The sequence below is a fragment of the Larkinella terrae genome (assembly GCF_009668025.1).
In the GTDB taxonomy this organism is placed as follows: domain Bacteria; phylum Bacteroidota; class Bacteroidia; order Cytophagales; family Spirosomataceae; genus Larkinella; species Larkinella terrae.
In genome coordinates this window covers 87,723-107,161 of record NZ_WJXZ01000002.1, presented here as the reverse complement: position 1 = coordinate 107,161, position 19,439 = coordinate 87,723, and the positions used below count along the sequence as shown (strand labels likewise).

At 50.1% G+C, this 19,439-nt stretch carries 18 protein-coding genes; all 18 read right to left on the bottom strand.

All coding sequences use genetic code 11. The features are described from left to right. Nucleotides 1–46: 46 nt before the first annotated feature. The 18 genes from GJJ30_RS04605 to GJJ30_RS04520 all read right to left on the bottom strand — a co-directional run bounded on the left by GJJ30_RS04605 (nt 47) and on the right by GJJ30_RS04520 (nt 19,437). On the bottom strand, nt 47–1,132 hold the full coding sequence (locus tag GJJ30_RS04605; protein WP_154173656.1) for an NADH-quinone oxidoreductase subunit G: 1,086 nt from the start codon (nt 1,130–1,132) through the stop codon (nt 47–49). Between the two features lie 4 nt (nt 1,133–1,136). Further along, nucleotides 1,137–1,568 carry a hypothetical protein gene (locus GJJ30_RS04600; protein WP_154173654.1) on the bottom strand — a complete coding sequence of 144 codons (432 nt, stop codon included), beginning with the start codon at nt 1,566–1,568 and terminating at the stop codon, nt 1,137–1,139. A gap of 24 nt (nt 1,569–1,592) precedes the next feature. Next, entirely contained in the window at nt 1,593–2,933 is a 1,341-nt protein-coding gene (nuoF, locus tag GJJ30_RS04595; protein WP_154173652.1) for an NADH-quinone oxidoreductase subunit NuoF, read from the bottom strand. Between the two features lie 48 nt (nt 2,934–2,981). After that, nucleotides 2,982–4,013, bottom strand: coding sequence for a phytanoyl-CoA dioxygenase family protein (locus GJJ30_RS04590; protein ID WP_154173650.1), 1,032 nt, complete (start codon nt 4,011–4,013; stop codon nt 2,982–2,984). Between the two features lie 48 nt (nt 4,014–4,061). Then, nucleotides 4,062–4,559 carry an NADH-quinone oxidoreductase subunit NuoE gene (nuoE, locus tag GJJ30_RS04585; RefSeq protein WP_154173648.1) on the bottom strand — a complete coding sequence of 166 codons (498 nt, stop codon included), beginning with the start codon at nt 4,557–4,559 and terminating at the stop codon, nt 4,062–4,064. A 6-nt stretch (nt 4,560–4,565) separates the two neighbouring features. Beyond that, complete coding sequence (locus GJJ30_RS04580) at nt 4,566–5,006, bottom strand: DUF29 domain-containing protein (protein WP_154173646.1); 441 nt, start codon at nt 5,004–5,006, stop codon at nt 4,566–4,568. A 27-nt stretch (nt 5,007–5,033) separates the two neighbouring features. Beyond that, nucleotides 5,034–6,281: an NADH dehydrogenase (quinone) subunit D gene (gene nuoD, locus GJJ30_RS04575; protein ID WP_154173644.1), complete on the bottom strand. Its 1,248-nt coding sequence runs from the start codon at nt 6,279–6,281 to the stop codon at nt 5,034–5,036. A gap of 93 nt (nt 6,282–6,374) precedes the next feature. Continuing rightward, nucleotides 6,375–6,878, bottom strand: a complete 504-nt coding sequence (locus GJJ30_RS04570) for an NADH-quinone oxidoreductase subunit C (RefSeq protein ID WP_154173642.1) — start codon at nt 6,876–6,878, stop codon at nt 6,375–6,377. 132 nt (nt 6,879–7,010) lie between these two features. Beyond that, nucleotides 7,011–7,556 (bottom strand): NADH-quinone oxidoreductase subunit B, encoded by a 546-nt coding sequence (locus tag GJJ30_RS04565; RefSeq protein WP_154173640.1) that lies wholly within the window; start codon nt 7,554–7,556, stop codon nt 7,011–7,013. 55 nt (nt 7,557–7,611) lie between these two features. Then, nucleotides 7,612–7,983 carry an NADH-quinone oxidoreductase subunit A gene (locus GJJ30_RS04560; RefSeq protein WP_124874397.1) on the bottom strand — a complete coding sequence of 124 codons (372 nt, stop codon included), beginning with the start codon at nt 7,981–7,983 and terminating at the stop codon, nt 7,612–7,614. Between the two features lie 141 nt (nt 7,984–8,124). Then, entirely contained in the window at nt 8,125–10,263 is a 2,139-nt protein-coding gene (locus GJJ30_RS04555; protein WP_154173637.1) for a sialate O-acetylesterase, read from the bottom strand. A gap of 201 nt (nt 10,264–10,464) precedes the next feature. Then, complete coding sequence (locus GJJ30_RS04550) at nt 10,465–13,089, bottom strand: T9SS type A sorting domain-containing protein (protein WP_170299122.1); 2,625 nt, start codon at nt 13,087–13,089, stop codon at nt 10,465–10,467. 138 nt (nt 13,090–13,227) lie between these two features. Next, a complete protein-coding gene (gene obgE, locus GJJ30_RS04545; RefSeq protein ID WP_154173633.1) occupies nt 13,228–14,235 on the bottom strand; it encodes a GTPase ObgE in 1,008 nt (335 codons plus the stop codon). A 27-nt stretch (nt 14,236–14,262) separates the two neighbouring features. Beyond that, nucleotides 14,263–14,853, bottom strand: coding sequence for an adenylate kinase (locus GJJ30_RS04540; protein ID WP_154173631.1), 591 nt, complete (start codon nt 14,851–14,853; stop codon nt 14,263–14,265). 159 nt (nt 14,854–15,012) lie between these two features. Continuing rightward, nucleotides 15,013–16,785, bottom strand: a complete 1,773-nt coding sequence (locus tag GJJ30_RS04535) for a tetratricopeptide repeat protein (protein WP_154173629.1) — start codon at nt 16,783–16,785, stop codon at nt 15,013–15,015. Nucleotides 16,786–16,875: 90 nt separating this feature from the next. Then, nucleotides 16,876–17,817 (bottom strand): PstS family phosphate ABC transporter substrate-binding protein, encoded by a 942-nt coding sequence (locus GJJ30_RS04530; RefSeq protein WP_154173627.1) that lies wholly within the window; start codon nt 17,815–17,817, stop codon nt 16,876–16,878. Nucleotides 17,818–18,045: 228 nt separating this feature from the next. Further along, nucleotides 18,046–18,873: an energy transducer TonB gene (locus tag GJJ30_RS04525; protein ID WP_154173625.1), complete on the bottom strand. Its 828-nt coding sequence runs from the start codon at nt 18,871–18,873 to the stop codon at nt 18,046–18,048. A 36-nt stretch (nt 18,874–18,909) separates the two neighbouring features. Next, a complete protein-coding gene (locus GJJ30_RS04520) occupies nt 18,910–19,437 on the bottom strand; it encodes an ExbD/TolR family protein (RefSeq protein ID WP_154173623.1) in 528 nt (175 codons plus the stop codon). Between the last annotated feature and the right edge of the window lie 2 nt (nt 19,438–19,439).

Here is a 19,439-nt window from a genome sequence, read left to right as displayed (position 1 = left end):
GCGACCAATCAGTCTTTATTCTCTTGTCTCACATCTTTTCTCTATTTTAAGGTTCCGGATCGTTGGCGTGGGGCAAAACCGGGGCAAACCGCTCCGGCGGCAACTGCTGAATGCCCAACTGCGACGTATCGCGCTCGTCATCGACCTGTGTGTACGTAGCCGCGGCCAGCTTTTTCTGGAAATCCGGTTTGATCGTGTCGGCGCGGTATTTATTGGCCGAAATTACCGAACTGCGCGAGATTTTCGTTGGGCCTTCGATGACCCAGTCACTGGTTTTCTTTTTCTCGAAACGGCAGGTGTTGCAAATGAACTCGGTTACTTCGTTCCATTCGTTTTTGCGAGCCGTAACCCGGATCACCTCATCGCCCCGGTACCAAACCGTCGTTTTTCCGGAACAGGTGGGGCAATCGCGGTGCGCATCGACCGGTTTGGTAAACCAGACCCGGTTTTTAAACCGATAGGTTTTATCCGTCAACGCTCCCACCGGACAAACGTCGATGACGTTTCCGGAGAAATCATTGTCGATGGCTTTCTCGATGTAGGTACTGATTTCGGACGCATCACCCCGGCCTAACACGCCGTGTACGCGTTTCTGCGTAATCTGATCGGCGGTATACACGCAACGGTAGCACAGGATGCAGCGCGTCATGTGCAGTTGGATGTAGGGTCCGATGTCCTGCTTCTCAAACGTCCGGCGGTCCTCCTCGTAGCGGGTGGTCGCCATGCCGTGGTTGAAAGCGAAGTTCTGCAAATCGCACTCGCCGGCCTGGTCGCAAACCGGGCAATCGAGCGGGTGATTGATCAGCAGAAACTCGACGATGGCTTTGCGGGTGGTCAGAACCTGCTCGTTGGTCGAGTTTTCAACGATCATGCCATCCTGGACGGGCGTAATGCACGACGCCACGAGTTTCGGCATCGGGCGCGGATCTTTGGCCGAACCAGCCGCTACCCGCACCAGACAGGCCCGGCATTTTCCGCCACTGCCTTTCAGGGGCTGGTAGTAACACATGGCCGGTGGAGCCACGTTGCCACCGATTTTCCGGGCAGCCTGTAAAATGGTTGTTCCCGGTTCTACTTCGACCTCAATTCCGTCGATGGTAACTTTGAATAACTGCGGTTTTATATCTTCCATTTAGCTATAGCTCGTAAGTTACGATCAGCTCTAAAGCCTTTCCTTTAATCTGTTCAGCATCAATCATTTTGGCAATTTTATTTGATGAATGCATTCCTTCGAATACTTCACTTGCGGCTTCGCTAATAGCCAGATTGAAGCGTTCATCAATTGTTTCATCTAGTTCTTTTGCCGATAAATATTGCCCTCCTGTTTTACGACGTTTATTAGCTCTATGAATACCATCAAGTGCCTTCTCAATTAAGTGGTTCCAAGACCTTACAGTCCTATTTTCGGCTTGCTGCTTAATCAAATGAACCAACAACACAAAAACGTACGCTCCGACTTTATTAATTTTATCGTCTCTCGCCATTTCGTCCATATGATCGATCAACGCAAGAGCTCCTTTGTAATCGTGCTCTTCGACCAATTTCCGCAATAGCATTATCTCTTCCAAGGTGTCGAAATAATTACTTTGTAACTACACCAGCGCCATATCTCCTTTAAAAACCGCACCCGGTTTCGTTGCTTCGGAGGGGTTGGTAATGTGCCACTCGAACTCGTCGCGGAAATGGCGGATCGCACTGGCTACCGGCCAGGCAGCCGCGTCGCCGAGCGGACAAATGGTGTTTCCTTCAATTTTTTTGGATACATCGACCAGCAGATCAATGTCGTGCATACTGCCGTGTCCGTATTCGATCCGGTGCAGGACTTTTTCCATCCAGCCAGTTCCCTCGCGGCAGGGACTGCACTGTCCGCAGGATTCGTGGTGGTAAAACCGGGAGAAATTCCAGGTGTTTCGTACCACACAGGCGGTTTCGTCAAAAACGATAAAACCGCCCGAACCCAGCATGGTGCCGGTTTGAAAACCGCCGTCAGACAGCGATTCGTAGGTCATCAGACGCGGTTCGCCGTTGGCGAGTTTCGTAATCAGGTTGGCAGGCAGGATGGGAACGGACGATCCACCGGCCACCAGGGCTTTCAGGTGGTGACCATCACGAATACCGCCACACCATTCGTCGGAATAAATAAATTCTTCGACCGGAACGCCCAGCTCGATTTCGTAAACGCCCGGTTTTTTGATGTGTCCCGACGCCGAAATCAGCTTGGTTCCCGAACTCCGGCCGATGCCGATTGCCGCGTAGGCATCTCCGCCGTTGTTCACGATCCAGGAGGCTGTTGCAATCGACTCGACGTTGTTGACCACCGTCGGGCATTGGTAAAGTCCCTTCACGGCCGGGAACGGCGGTTTATTCCGTGGATTGCCGCGTTTGCCTTCCAGTGATTCGAGCAGGGCGGTTTCTTCACCACAAATGTAAGCTCCCCCGCCCGGATGCACGACCAGTTCCAGATCGTAGCCTGAGCCCAGAATATTTTTCCCCAGAAAACCGGCCGCTTTCGCTTCGGCAATGGCTTTTTCGAGAATGCGAATCACGTACATCAACTCGCCCCGCACGTAGATGAACGACTTGTTGGCGCCCAGTGCGTAGCTCGAAATAATCATTCCTTCCACCAGCAGGTGGGGAATGTTCTTCATCAGGTAATGATCCTTGAACGTACCCGGTTCCGACTCGTCGGCGTTACAAACAAGGTATCGGGGAACGCCTTCCGGTTTGGCCAGAAAGCTCCACTTCATCCCCATCGGGAAACCCGCACCACCCCGGCCGCGGATTCCGGCTTTCTTCACTTCTTCCACCACGCCGTCGGGGCTCATGGTTTTCAATGCTTTCTCAACTGCCGTATAACCGCCCTGTTTCCGGTAGACATCGTAGGTTTCGATGCCGGGGACGTTAATATGTTCGAGCAGAATTTTTTTGCCCATAGCTATAGTTCAAAACGGGTCTAACCCCAGTCATTAATCACAAAATTATCACTTCCAGTCTTTACCTGCCGTCATAATATCTTCTTCGGCTAGGTTTGTCGGATTGGCGTAAATGGTAATATCATTGTGCCGACTTGCCAGCGACTTCTCACATTCTTCAAAGCGGTGTTTCGGGTACGAGCGCACCGTTGAATAATGACAAACCAACGATTTACGCGTCAGTTCCGGTTTGTTGATCCGGCTCCCGCTGTGCACCAGCGCAGCGTGCCAAAACATTGCATCGCCTTTTTTCAATAGCAAAACCGTTTTCTCGATGCCGTTTCTGGCGCAGATCTTTTCCAGATACCGGGAAAAATCGGCGGGTGTAAACACCACATCGTGCCCGCTGAACAGGATTCCGTCACCAAAATTAAACTTCGGTAAACGGTGTGATCCCTGGTAATAAACCACCGGCCCCGCATCGGGGCTAACGTCTTCGAGCGGAATCCAGGCTGCCACCAGGTGACTGGCTATTTTCAGAACTACCCAGGGAAAATCCTGATGCATGCCCTGTTGGCTGCCGTATTTAAATATCGTACTTTGAAAAACCGCCGTTCTTTCGTTAAAAACCGCCTGTAGAAAAGTCGCCAGATGGGGATGCGTCAGTATCTTTTTTGCTCCCACCGAACTATTGTGATAGTCCAGCAATCGCGACCCAACGCCTTTCAGCTTTTCCTTCGGAACGTCTTTAACGGGCGTTTCTTTGCCATCATTAAACTGATAGACCAGCGATTTAACCGAATATTTTTCGTTGTTGTCAACCACTTCGTCCGCTTCCTGCCACAAACCGTCGAGCCATTCCACAGGAAGCGCGTTTTCCAGAATAACGCATCCCTGATCCCGCCAGTCCCGGAGTAACTTGCCTAAATCATAGGGAAAGTTCTTCGGTGTTTCAAATTGCCTGACAAATGAATCGATATCCGCGTCTGACCGATCAATCCAGGGCAAGGTATCTTCCTCAAAATCAAGCGGTTTATTTCCCATGCGGAACTTAATTATCCGGTAAAACCGCCGAAGTTTATTTTTCAACCTGCTTTCCATACGAATGTACTCCGCATTGTTGAATTGAAGTTACCTTTTACCCATTCTTTACCGACTCAATTCATCAATAATTTCATCGACCCGCTCCCGGGTCAGGTGCATGTAATATTTCTCCCGAATCTGAAAAACCGGTCCCATTCCACAAGCGGCCAAACATTCCACCTCCTTCAGCGTAAACTTCTGATCAGGAGTGGTTTCGCCGGCCTGAATGCCGAGTTTCTGTTTCAGGTAATCGTATACCTCTTCGCCCCCCATCAGGCAGCAGGGACCCGTCCGGCAGTATTCAATCACGTGTTTACCAACCGGGTCCAGGTGAAACATGGTGTAGAACGTCGCCACTTCGTAGACTTCAATCGCCTGAATCTCCAGCATCCGGGCGACATAATCCATCACTTCCGGACTCAGCCAGCCCCATTGTTCCTGCGCCAGGTGCAACAGCGGCAGCAGCGCCGACTTCTGCCGACCCTGCGGATAACGGGCAATCATTTCCTGCGCTGTCGCCAGCCTCTCAGGGGTAAATTCTACGGTAGTTGGAGTTTCCGTCATATTGGTTTACAGCAGGTATTCGTCTTCAAAAACTTCCTGCCACGTTAATGGAGCAGGTTCAAATTTATCTTTACGCGACAGATTCATTTCGGCTTTGGCCAATGTAATTGCATGGTCAAAACATTTCTCCCAAATACTTTGGATAAACGCTGTATTTAGTGAAGGCATTGTTTCCTGCGAATCTTCAATTTCAATGCGGGAGTTAGCGATAGTCAGCGCCCAACTGGTCGATCGTTTATCTGGTTGATAGCGCCATTTCAATATGTGCGCCATTAAGCGCGTCAGTTGGCTCTTAACAGCTCGCTGTTCATGCTTCGACATGCTTTCCTCCAGTTCATCAAGACCAGCCATAGCCTCTTCGTACTCACTTTGCTCAATCATTTTTCGGATTGTAACAACGGTTTCCGGGTACGAACTACTGACTAAATCCTGCCAATCGGGTTTCATAAGCCCTCCTTTCTCCCTCTCGGGAATTTACGAATCCAATTCGCCCGCAATGACGTTCAGGCTACTCATAATGACAATCGCATCCGACAAAGTCGTTCCGACGCACATTTCCGGATAGGCCTGGTAATAGATAAACGAAGGCCGACGGAAATGCAACCGGTAGGGCGCCCGACCGCCATCGCTGATCAGGTAAAAGCCCAGTTCGCCATTGCCACCTTCCACCGAGTGGTAAACCTCGCCCACCGGCGCATCGATTTCGCCCATCACAATCTTGAAGTGATAAATCAGGGCTTCCATGTTCCGGTACACTTCTTTCTTGGGCGGCAGGTAATACTCCGGCGCATCGGCAAAATACGGCCCTTCAGGCAGGTTCTCAATTGCCTGTTCGATAATCCGCAAGCTCTCCCATATTTCGCCGTTCCGCACCATAAACCGGTCGTAGGTGTCGCCACTTTTTCCAACCGGAATATCGAATTCAAAGTCCTGATACGACGAATACGGATTCATGACCCGCACGTCGTAGTCGACCCCGGCGGCCCGCAGGTTCGGGCCCGTAAAACCGTAGTTCAGCGCGCGCTCGGCCGTAATCGGACCGACGTCGATGACGCGATCCATGAAAATCCGGTTGCGGTTGAACAACTTTTCAAACTCCTGCATGATGGGCGGAAACCGCTTGATGAAGGCGCGGATTTTGCGAATCGCTTCCGCCGACAAATCCCGCTCCATGCCGCCAATCCGGCCCATGTTGGTCGTCAGACGGGCTCCGCAGACTTCTTCGTAGATTTCGTAGATATTTTCGCGTTCCTCGAACAGGTACAGAAAACCGGTAAAGGCTCCCGTATCCACGCCCAGAATCCCGTTACAAATCAGGTGGTCGGCAATCCGGGCCAGTTCCATCATGATCACACGAATGTACTGCGCCCGTTTCGGGACCGTAATGCCCAGCAACTTCTCGACCGTCATGTGCCAGCCGAAGTTGTTGATCGGCGACGAACAGTAGTTCATCCGGTCGGTCAGCGTGGTGATCTGGTAGAAAGGCCGCCGTTCGGCAATTTTCTCGAACGCCCGGTGAATGTAGCCAATCGTCTGCTCACCCGACACGATCTTCTCACCATCCATTTGCAGGATGTTCTGGAAAATACCGTGGGTTGCCGGGTGTGTAGGGCCGAGGTTGAGGGTGGTTAACTCGTTGACGTACTGAACGTTTTCCTCCGGTTTAGCGGGCAAATCGTTACCGGGTACGTTTTTATTCGATATGTCAAGTACAGTGCTCATGTAACTTTGAATTGTTGAATGGCTGAATGGTTGAAAATGGTTAAATGGTTTATTGTTTTTTAACCATTTATTAGCCATTCGGCCATTCAATCCTTATCTACCAAATAACGCATCGATCTTATCTTCCCGCGTCGGATCTTCGAGCGGGTATTCTTTCCGCATCGGAAAGTAATCCATGTCCTCCATGTTCAGAATCCGGGTCAGCTTGGGGTGACCGTCGAAAATGACACCGAAGAAATCGTATGTTTCGCGTTCCATCCAGTTGGCGGCCAGATAAACCGTCGTTGCCGTTGGAATGTGCAGATCGTCTTCCGACAGAAAAACCTTGATCCGAAGCCGGAAATTATTGACCAGACTGTGAAGCTGATAAACGATACAATACTCCCGTTCCGGGTTCGGATCGTCGGGATAATGAATACCGCACAGCGTCGTCAGAAAACCGATCTGATACAGCGAATGATCCTTCAGGTACCGAATGATCGGGATAATTTGGTCCCGCGTGGTCGATAACGTCAGCATTCCGTACGGTTCATCAAAATCGTAAACGTCTTCCCCAAACTGGCGGATCAGATCTTTAGCAACTTCCTCGTTAGTCATGAAAAATAGTCGTCAAATGGCTGGACGGATTAAAATAGCTTTAATGATTGTATGGTTTTAATGGTTAAATGGCTTTCTGAACATTTGCAACCATTTTAACCATTTAGCCATTAAAACCATACAACCATCCAATTATTGAATATTATACGATTCCAGCAAGTGCTGATATTCCGGCGAATTCCGTCGGCGCAGGGATTCGTTGATCGAGAGTTCCTGAACCTTCATCAGCCCGTCCAGAATTTGCTCCGGGCGCGGAGGACAACCGGGCACGTAGACGTCAACCGGGATAATCCGGTCAATTCCCTGCAAAACACTGTACGTATCGAAAATACCGCCACTCGACGCGCAGGCACCGATGGCAATGACCCAGCGCGGTTCGGCCATTTGCAGATAAACCTGTTTTAAAACCGGTGCCATTTTTTTGGCGATAGTCCCGGCCACCAGCAATACGTCGGCCTGCCGGGGCGAAAAACTCGGGCGCTCGGCTCCGAAACGCGCAATATCGTACCGCGATGCCATGGTCGACATAAATTCGATGCCGCAACACGAGGTTGCAAACGGCAATGGCCACAGCGAATTGGCGCGGGCCAGCCCAATGATTTTATCAAATGAAGTTGCCTGAAAACCGGGGCCTTCGTAACTGGCGGGGGCTTCGGCTATCTTGATGTCACTTGCCATGCTTTGGAGTTGCTTGTTGATAACAACAAATTAACATTTTTTACTGCGTTTCGGTTTACTCCCACTTCAAAACTCCTTTCCGGAGAATGTAGTAAAAACCGGCCAGCAGAAATCCCATGAAAAGGACCATTTCGACGAACCCGGCCACGCCAAGGTTTTTGAAATTGACTGCCCAGGGATACATAAAAATCACTTCTACGTCGAAGAGGACGAATAGAATGGCAATCAGAAAATATTTGATGGAGATCGGAGTCCGGGCATCGCCCTCAGAGGGAATCCCGCACTCGAACGCTTCGTCTTTTTTCTTGCTGTGTCGTTTGGGGCCGATGTTGTGGGTCACGAACATCGTGGTGATGATGAAGCCCAGCGCCAATCCTAATTGGATAAAAATCGGCAGGTAATCGGAAGGCAAATAGGTTGTGTTCATATAAGGTTGCAGAAAGCCCCGCAAGTTAATGATATTTCAAACACGAAATTATCTTTCAAATTTACCACATAAGCGCGGATTTATCAACACAAAGCGGGTCTTCCACCGGAATGAAAGACCCGCTTCGTTCTGAACCGACGGTTATTTCACCCAAACCCGCCGGGTGTCCTGATAACCATCGGCTTTTACCCGAATAATGTAATTTCCCGGTGAAAATGTTGACAGATTGATGGCCAGTTGATTATCGAAAACCGGTAACAACGTGGTATAAACCACCTGCCCGCTTATCGTTGAAACCGTTACATTCGCATTTTTAATATTTTCTTTTATTTCAAGTCGGACAATTCCATCCGTCGACGGGTTCGGAAACGCAATGATTCCATTCCCGGCGTTTTCGTTACTGACGTACCCCACTTCCTTCGAATAAGCCGAATAACACACAATGGAGCTATTCCCCAGGGTAAAGGTGGTTTTTGAGCGCGCCGAATATTGCCCGTTCTGCGTGACTTTGATGACGTCGGCATTGCCCGGAACCGTAGCACCGCCCGATTTCCAGTCGTATTGCCGTTTGAGCGGCAGTGAGCCCGTGGGTGGCAGCGCCTGCAGGGAAAATGGGCCACGCTGCTCAATAGTCGGTGGGGCCTGTTTAGGCTGAATGATCAGGCTGGCCGGTGCCGATACCGGCGATGTACAGCCGTACAGATTGACGGCTTTAGCGGTATACGAACCGGCGGTTCCGACGGTCAGCTGGCGGGAAGTGGCGTTGGTACTCCAGATGATGTTATTGGCAACCGGGCTGTCGGTCGAGAAGGTAAACGTCGAATCCGCGCAGGCTTGCTGCGTTCCCGATTGTGTAATGGTTGGCGTTGCCGGAACCAAGGGCGCCGTGATGGTAACCGAGGGCGAAATAAACGTCGTACCTCCGTCATCTTTGGCAATGGCGTAATACGTTCCGGGGGCGGTCACGGCCAGTGTGTTCCCTTTCTGTCCGTTGCTCCAGGTAATGTTGGTGAGTTGAAAGGGCGTATTGTCCCGATCCCGAACTTCGGTTTGCAAACTCAGGTTAACACCGGCATTGGTCGAAGCGCAGGCAACGCTCAGGGCCGGAGTCGGCAGCGGCAGCAACGGAATAGCGCCCGTAAAAAACCGCTCATCCATACTGGCAAACCAGGCTTCGGCGTATTGCCGCAGGCCATCACCGCCGAAGTGCGTTCCCCCATCGCCATTGACGGCATCATACCGCGGTATCTGGATGCGGTCGGTTTCCGGTCCCGCAAAAACATTGTTGTTAAATGTACCGATTACCTGATTTTGGGCGGCAATGATTCCGCCATCCACGCGACCCAGGTTGTAGGACGAACGCGCCAGCATCCAGGACGGATAACGTCGGGTATCGGCCCTGGTTTTGTTGACGAGCAACTGCATCGAAAGCCGGTATTGGTCCTGTTGCAGCCGCAAGTGGTTGTCCGTTTCGCCCTGCTGCCACAAAACCGCCCGTAATCCCTGAAGCGAGCTAAAATACCGCAGCGATATCAACAAATTGCCATATGGCATTCCGGCGGGTAAATTTTGATCCACAAAAACGTTTTTGGTGGTTTTTCCGTCAAAACTTTCTGTCCAGTTATGAATGGCAGTTCCGGCCCAGGCCGTGTTGATGAATAAAACCGGGACGTTATATTTCCGGGCCACCATGTCGCCCAGCAACCCCCAGCACCAGGCGCTTTGGCCCCGCGGACCCACGAGTGCGTCGGCCCCGAGCTGCCGGAAACTGGGCGAGGGTGGATTGTCCAGGGAGTTTGTAACCGAATTATCGTAGGTAATGCAATTGACGCGGTCATCCGTGGCTCCTTCAGCGCCCTTCTGCTGAAACCCCTGGGCGTTCGACTGACCGGTAATGATAAAAACTTCACCGATTCCGATCTTGACCACATTGTCCTGCCCGACGAGGGTATTTCCCTGCCAGGCCCGGGCTTCCAGCCGGTACCAACCGCCCCGACCTTTCAAAGGACCCTGAAAAATACCGCCCTGCGGATTGGTCTGAATGGTTTGCCAGTCGGTGTCGATGCCCTGCCCATCGTTCATTTTTACCAGACGGGCTTCGACCTTCGTGATGGGCTGTGAGTACGTTCCGGAGATAAAAATGGTACTGTTATCACTCTGATCGCGCTGAAAAACCGCCCGACTCGAAGGATACGTTATTTTTAGTTGAGCAATCGCAGAATACCAGAAAAGAAAAAGCCCCGCCGTGCCAAGCAGTCGGGTAATTACGGTGGATTTCATTCGTTAACAAGTAATCGTTCTCAATTCAAACTCTCTCTTAATCGCTGGATATCTGATTCTTGTGGCGTTTGTAACTTGCAAAACAGCGACTGTCAAAGGGATTCTATCGCTGTTTAACTAACAAAGATTCGGTTTTTTTTCCGGGAAAACAAAACTGCCCCCCGAAACGTAGTCCGGGGGGCAGTTTCTGAGAGTAACTCCTTATAAACCAATTAACAGACGTTTCGACACCTTAAAAGTAGCTGACCGAACGGTCAGGATATAATGCCCCGACGGAACCGTCGAAAAATTCCACCTTTTTCGTTCGTTAAATGTCGTCACATTGGACCGCCATAATACCTGGCCACTTAAAGTGGTTAAGATAACGGTGGCATCGGTAATATCTTCCAGCGTTTCGATGGTCACTTCTTTATTTGGACTGGGATTCGGGTAAACGCTCAAGCCATCGTTATCGATAATGAGCGTAAAGGCAATCGGGGCTGAGAAATCGGATGCACACACGAGCCCGTTATCATAAGCCAGGAAGGCCCGCGCCCGGTATGATCCCGTCTGATTCGCTTTAATGATGGAGGTTCGGGGTTCAACCACGGCATTATCCCGTTCCCAGCGGTAATAATCGCCCTGCCGGGTGCCTGCCGCTTCAAGGGTATACGTACCGATCTGCTGAACGGTGGGAATGGTTGGCACCGGTTTTACATCCACTTTAAGCCCGGCCGATGCGGGTGAAAAACAGCCGTTGGCGTCGCGCACCCGGGCGGTATACGTATTGGATCGGGTGGCAACAATACTTTGCGTCGAATCCCCGACGTTCCAGAAGGCTTTCAGATTACCACTCGCCGTCAGGGTTACCCGTTCGCCATCGCAGAACGTCGTTGCGCCACTGGCCGTCAGCGTCGGCGGAGCCGGCAGCGGATTTACCCGGATCAGAATGGCATTGGAAGGGTCGGAAAGGCAACCGTAGATGTTGCGGGTTCTGACCGCGTAATTACCCGCCAGATTGATTGTCACACTCCGTCCCGTCTGATTTGCTACGCCATCCCAGACGTATCCTGCTTCGGCGGTTGACGTCAGCGTTACGTTTTGGTCGGCGCAGAACGTAGTTGGGCCACCGGCCGTGACGGTGGGGCGACTCGGTAATGGGTCGACGATAATCGGAATCTGGTTGGATTCGCGGGATGTACAGCCGTTTTGGTCGGTAACGGTCAGGGAATAAGTGCCCCCTTTCTGGATAACGATCTGCTTCGATTTTTCGCCGGTACTCCAGTTGTAAATCAGGGCATCGGTGGATTCAAGCGTCGTGGAAAGCCGGTCGCAGAACCGGGCTTCACCCAGGTTCCGGGCAGTTGGCGGAGCCGGTAACGGATTGACCTTGACGGCCACTTCATCAGATGTAAACTCGCAATTGCTTACATCGCGATAAACCGCCCGGTAAGTCCCCCCCGTCGAAACCGTAATATTCTTCCCATTGGCGTTGTTGCTCCAGGCCGTATTGTCATACGAAGAAGTCAGCGTCAAGTTACCTCCTTCGCAAAAAGTAGTTGGGCCGCTGGTCGAAATAACCGGCCGGTTTGGTACCTGGAAAGGTGCGGTGAAAATGGTATTGCCCAGCCCGTCTTTTGCGGTGGCCATATACCGCCCACCGCCGACAGTAATAGACTGTCCATTGCCCCCGGAATCCCAGGTAATGGAATTAAATCCACCGTCAACTTTGAGTGACAGATTATTATTGCCCCCGCAGGTTACGGTAATGGTTGCTCCGGGCGTTGGCGACTGGGGTTTGGAGTTCTGAAAAAAATTGTCGTTCAAATTCGCATCCCAGGCGTCGGCGAGTTGCACCAATCCATTGCCGAAAAAGTGAACGCCATCATTATCGGGATTGCCCGAACCCCCGCGCGGTATTTGAATACCGTCGGTGTTCGGGCCGGGAAAAACATTGCCAGCGGTTTGAATAACTTTATTCTGTCCCGCAATAATGCTTCCTTTACTCCCCCCGGCATCGAAATACGATGCCCGACAAACTACCCAGGAAATGTCCTTTCCGCTGTGCTCACGACTGCGCTGAATGACTTTGGTTACATTGGCAGCATAATCATCAGTCGAGCGATTGAACTGATTGTCAGCTTCGCCCTGGTGCCATAATATCGCCCTGATCCCCAGAGTCTGAACGTAGTAATTCAAGGCGGTCCGGAGGTTTCCATAGGGTTGCCCTACGGGATATTTGGCGGTATTGGTATATTCTTCGGTAGTCTGGATACCATCCGCGCTTTCGCGCCAGTTTTTCGACGATGATCCCTGCCAGCCCGCATTAAAGAACAAAACCGGTACGCCCAGCCGCGCGACGAGTTTATCACCGAGTCGTCCCCAGCACCAGGAGGAATACCCTCGGGGGAAAACCCGGTTTCCGGCGTCTAAATGCGAAAATTCCGGAAAATTCGGATCAAAAGGCGATTGATCGGTATTGGATCCGAAGTTGATACAACTGACCCGGTCGTTACTCGCTGCAGGTCCGCCGTAATTCTCAAACCCCTGGGCATTTGACTGCCCGGCGATTATGAATACTTCGCCCACGCCAATGCGTTCAACCCCGCCCCCTTCAATGTATTGTTCGCCCTGTAAACCGCGAACTTTCAAACGATACCATCCACCTTTCACGGTTACAGACCCCGCAAAAGCTCCACCTTTCGGGTTTTCCTGAATGGTTGTCCAGTCAACCAGAGTTCCGCCATCCATCGGTTCCGCCCGTACCTGAATCCGGGTAAAAGGCAGAGAATAATAGCCGCCAATCCAAAGACTAGCTTCGTTGCCGCCATTTCTCTGAAAAACCATCCGCGATTTTGGGAATGTAATTTGGATCTGCGCCAGAGTCAACGCAGGAAGCAGAAATAAAAAGAAAGGTAATAACGTTGTAGAGAGTCGAATTTTCTTCATAGCTGAGCATCGTCGCGATGGTCGCTGGTGGATTGGTTACACTTCGTTTTCAGGTCGGTTCAACGCTTCCCAGATTTTATCCTTCAGTTCCGTCAGGCCTTGCTGAAGAATGGCTGAGAGAAATACCGTAGGTACGTCAGCCGGTAAACGTTTGCGAATCTCTTTATAGTCTGTTTCCGTAATTAAATCTATCTTAGAAATCGCCAATAATCGCTGCTTGTCAAGCAATTCGGGCTTATACTCCCGCAGTTCATTCAACAACGTTTCATATTCGGCACCACAGTCTTCGCTGGTGGCCGGTACCAGAAATAATAAAATTGAGTTCCGTTCGATGTGCCGCAGAAAGCGCAGGCCCAATCCTTTTCCCTGCGACGCCCCTTCAATAATTCCCGGAATGTCAGCCATGACAAACGACTTATAGTCCCGGTATGCCACAACGCCTAACTGGGGAACCAGCGTCGTAAAAGGGTAATCAGCGATTTCGGGCTTAGCAGCCGACAAAACCGATAGCAAGGTCGATTTCCCGGCGTTCGGAAAGCCCACCAGGCCCACGTCAGCCAGTAATTTCAATTCCAGAATAACCCACTCTTCCTGCCCGGCTTCACCCGGTTGGGCATAATCCGGCGCCTGTTTGGTGGACGACTTAAAATGCGTATTTCCTAAACCGCCCCGCCCACCGTGTAACAGAATAATCTTCTGTCCATCTTCCGTGATCTCGGCCATTTGCTCACCGGTTTCGGCAAGACGGGCAATGGTCCCCAGCGGAACTTCAATGATGACATCATCCCCTTCCGCACCGGTTCTTCGGCCGCCTTCACCCGCGTTACCGGGTTTGGCCTTGATGTGCTTCTGGTATTTTAAATGCAATAAGGTCCAGAGTTGCGAGCTTCCCTTCAGAATGATGTGGCCTCCACGGCCGCCATCGCCCCCGTCGGGTCCACCTTTATCGACGTGTTTTTCCCGCCGAAAATGCATGGAACCGGCACCCCCTGCACCCGATCGAATGTTTATTTTTACGTAATCTATAAAATTTGATGAAGCCATGCTACTGCCTGGCCCTGTTGCTTGTATTTACTGGCGAACGTTCGCAGTGGCGGTTTCAATTTTCTCACAAATGGCCTGGAATATTTCTTCAATATTTCCGATTCCGCCAATGGCTTTGAATTTCCCTTGCGACTCGTAGTAACTGGCAACAGGTGCCGTTTTATCATTGTACTCTTTTATCCTGCGATGGATCAATTCTTCATTCTGATCATCGGGACGGCCTGATGACTGACCACGGATCAGCAGTCGTTTCGTCAACTCGTCCTCATCGACCACCAGCGCAACCATCACCTTAATTTCGGTGTTGTAATGCGCCAGAAGCTCATCAAGCGCCTGGGCCTGCGGCACCGTCCTTGGAAAACCATCAAAAATGAAGCCAGCGGCTGATTGATTTTCTTTTAGTTTATTTTCAATCATGCCAATAACGACCTCATCCGGCACCAAAATACCCTGATCCATCAGCATCCTGGCCCGCAGACCAAGTTCTGTCCCTTCCCGGATTTCGGAGCGCAGCAGGTCGCCGGTCGATAAATGCACCAATTGATATTGGGCAATCAGTTTTTCACTTTGTGTGCCTTTTCCGGCACCCGGCGGGCCAAATAGTACAAGATTGAGCATAGAATGTTTCAAGATACACGCAGGTTCGCGCACAAAAATACAATTGTTGTCAGGAAAACAGCATTTTTCAGGGGAAGTATTTATCAATAGGTGTCTGACAACAGAAAGAGGAACCGGTTGAAGGGTTCCTCTTTCTGCAAATCAGCTTTAAAATAGCGGTTATTTAGTAGCCTTACCAGCCTGTTTTTTAGCAGCCGGTTTGGCGGCCGGTTTCGCAGCGGGTTGCGGTGCTGGCGGATTCAGCGCATTCTGTACGTCTTTATCCGTTGGATCCAACTCGGCGGCTTTCGTCAAATATTCTTTTGACTTCACGGCATCATTCTTGTTCGCATAATACGAGGACAAAAATTTATAAGCCGTCATCATATATCGTTTATTTGCTTCTTTTTTAGCCGCGTCAGCTGCAATTTCCTTATCCGAAACTTCCAGGTATTTTTCGTACATGGGAACTGGCTCACCCGTCGTCATGGCACCTTTCGTGTCGCTAAAGTAGTTAGCCGAAGCGCGGAAGTAATAACCGGGCGACCAGTCGGGACTTACCTTGTTTACTTTCAGGAAAGCCGAGTCAGCAGCTGCGTAGAATTTTTCTTTTGCCTGACGAATCGCGGCCGTATCACCACCCATCATCATGGTACTATCGCGACCTACTCTACTTCCCAGCAGGTAATTCGACATACCCAATTGGAAATAATCGTTGGTCGTAGCTTTTGCCGTGTCCACCGCAATGGCTTTCTTGTAAGCAGTAGCAGCTCTATCGTAACGCTTGGCCGTATACAGCGTTTTACCAATTTCACGATACAGGTTCTCCGTCGTATCCTGAGGTGCGGCTTTTTCCAGATTCATAATCGCTAAGGAATCACCTTCCGGTGTACCTTTCTGCGAATACGCACGGCCCAGGTATTTATAATCGTCGTAGATCACTTTATCCGGGGCGGCTTTAATAAAATTCTCCAGTGCCTGAATGGCTTCATCGTATTTACCGAGACCTGATAAAGCCCAGCCGCGAATCCGTTGAATAACCGGGTTTTTTACTTTGCCTTCCAGTTGATCCAGCTTCTGGATGGATTTGTTGAAATCGCCCGCCAGGAAGTCAAACTGAGCTGAACGTAACAGTTTGTCAATGTTCGTCGTCTGGCTTTTCTGGATGTACAAGTCCATGTTTTTTGACGCATTCTTGTACGCTCTCGAACCGAAGTACGCTTCCGCTAAGTCTTCGTACGTTGGCGCAAATTCAGGGTCAGCGGCAATCGCTTCGGCATAAAATTTCTGCGCTTCGGCATAGTTCTTGGCGCGCAGGAACGTGTTTCCAATTTTGTATTTGGCTTCGGCATCGTTCGGCCGAATTGACAGCGCGTTTTCGTATTTCGAAACCGCATTACCCCCATCGTTTTTCAGCGTATAGGCATCACCCAACGCCATTTCGATTTCGGCATTCTCGTTTTTCTTATCCCGTTCGTCAGCAATCGTCAGGATCCGGATCGCTTCCGCCGGATCGTTCAATCCTTCTTCGGGTTTACGGAACATGGTGTACGCTTCACCAGCGCGCAGCAGCACGTCAATATTCTTATTTTTGGTTTCCTTTAAAGCGTTATCAATTAAAGTCTTCGCAGTAGCGCGATCTTTTTTGGCCAATGCCACCGCACCCAATCCAACGTTATTGAGCTGGCTTTTAGGATCAGCAGCCGCGCCTTTTTCAAACGCTTGTTTGGCAGCGTCCGGATTACCGGATTTCAACTGGGCATAGCCCAGATAGAAATAGTTGTCGGCAGAAGGAGCACTGGTGGCCAAACTTTGAAACGTTTGGATAGCCTTGTTATAACGGCCTGCTTCCAGATCCTTCACTCCCGATTGTGCGTCTTGGGCAACCGCTTGCAATGAGCCAAACAAACCGGCGGCTACCACTGTCAACAGAGCTTTCTTTTGGAAATTCATGCCAATTTCAGGTTGAGAAATGGGTGAAAAAAAAGTTTACTATATGAAAAAACAAAATACAAAACTATAAAATTGCATTGGAAACAGAAATTAATTCAACTTCTTTTCCAAAAATACCTCCCGATTATACGGTTTTGTGGGCCAAAGACCACTTTTCTCGATCAAAAGTCCGCCAACATCCCGAATAATGTAATTAATGAGACCGCTTCCTAAACCCGAGTGGGCTTCGCGACTTATTACGTAAACGTTACGGCGCAGGGGATATATCTTTAAACCTAAATTCTTTTGAAATGGTTGAAAAAAATCATCAATGGAATCAGGGCTGGCATCTTCAGACACTCCCATCACCCGCAGGTTTTTCGATAACTCGGCAGCTAACGGTGAATCGCCGTCGCTAATCCAATTGACCCCGATAAAACCTAGTGCCGTTGGATTCTTACGAACATATTCAATGACCTGTTTGTTTGATTTTACCGTAAAAATTTTAATCCGGCTTAAGTCACTGACTTTGAATTGCTTCAATGCAAAATTTAGGTTACTGGAGTTATTATTGTCGAAAACCAGCACAATCGGGCCTTTCTGGCTTCCTCGTTTCAGCTGCTCCCAGTTTTTAATCCGCCCCTGAAATATATCGTTTAGCTCCGCCATTGTAATCAGGCTGTCCGGGTTTTCCCTCCCCACAATCAGCGCAATTCCATCGGTGGCAATGAACTCCGATTTATATTTGATCTTGTTTTTGGCAAAAACCGACTTTTCGTTGTCATTCAATTCCCGCGTCGAAAACACCAGCCGCGCACTGTCCCGGAGCATCGTTGTGATCGCTTCCTGTTCAGGTTTATAAACTACATTGAATTTGGCATTCGGATAAACCCCTTCATAAGCCTTATAGATGGACTCGACCATCGGCTCCAGCGATTCATCGGCCGTTATATTGATCTTCCCGTGCGTTGGATTATCGGGCGGAGGGCTGGAGGAACAGGCCGCCAGACTGATCAACCCAATCCCAATTCCAATCTTTATCAGGTTGTTCATAACTAAAGCAATCGTTCTACACCCCGGTATGCTCTGAATAATCCATAAATGATCAGCAATCCAGCTAACAAATATCGGAAAGTTCCCGTGGGCAGGAGTCCAAAAGACTGAGAGGAGGCAATCAGGTAGATGCCCCCTCCCAGGTATAATAATCCCATCAGAACGCTAATAGATACGCTGAATAGGTCTGCAGATGGTTTTTCTTTCATTCGCAATCGTACTCCAAACTTACTCCAACTGGAAGTTGATGGGCAAGTTGTATTTAACCCGTACCGGACGACCGGACTGTTTACCGGGCCGCCATTTCGGCATGGATTTCACAACCCGCATCGCTTCTTCGTCCGTACCGAAGCCCAGACCTTTCAGAACCGAAACGTCCTGAATACTGCCATCGGTATTAACAACGAAACTTACGAACACCCGGCCTGATACGTTGGCCCGGGAGGCTGCGGGTGGGTACCGGATGTTCTTGCCCAAAAACTGGCCAAGAGCCGCCATACCTCCCGGAAATTCCGGGTTTTGTTCAACAACGGTAAAAATCTGATCTTCTTTTGGAGCGGCCTCAACGGCAGCTTCTACTTTCGTCGGACCAGCCGTTTCTTCGGGAGCCACAATTACCTCTTCGGCGTTCGGGTCTCCTTCCTGCGTTTTTTCAGCCGCAACAGCTTCCTTCAATTCCTCAACGGTTGGCGGAGGGGTTTCCTCGGGAACTTCCTCATCCGGTTTTACTTCCGGCGGTAGGAATTTCACCGTGTTTACCTTCGGCAACTCAACCGGTGGTGGCGGTGGCGGTGGCGGTTCATTCGGGTCAATCGGCGGAGGTGGTAACTTCATCAGGTCCACTTCAACCATCGCCTGTTCGTCTTCTTTTGGAGCCAAAACAGAGATAATCGAAGGAGTCGCCATTGCCAGAAGGAAAAGTACCGACCCGATAATCAGGGCCCGGTAAACTGTTCTGGAATAGTCTTTCCGTAATGCATACGCACCATACGCCTTGTTACGATTTGCGAACACTATATCATCAAGTGTCCCGGTATTAGTCGTTACTTCTGCCATGGCGATTAATTCATTGAATTGGCTTTTAGCCGTTCATTACTTCATTTTAGGATCAATCAGCTTGTTCTCATCCGGAGTCATCTGATCCACTAATGCGTAGCGTTTTGTCTTTGTAATAGCCATCTCGTCCAGCATATCTACCAGATTTTTGTAGGTAGATTCTTTGGTCGGTTTGATAACCACAACAAAATCCTTCTCTCCGATTTTGCGCTTATTTTCCTGAATTGCATTCCGGATTTCGGGGCCAAACTGAACCGTTTTTAACTCCGGATTTTCGTTGGCGGCTTTTCCGAAAATGTAATAAATCTGGTTGTCTTTCCCCAGGAAAATTGTCATTACCTTCGAGGCCTTAATAGGCTCCGTCTCTACTTTTTCGGTCTTGTCCGGCACGTTCAGTGTCATCGAAGACGGTTTACTTAAGGTGGAAGCAAGAATGAAAAACGTAATGAGAAGAAAGCCCAGGTCCACCATCGGGGTCATATCGACCCGTGTAGATCCTTTTTTACTTCGGACTTTCCCACCTTTATGCTTACCCCCACCCCCACCGGTGTCGATATCTGCCATCT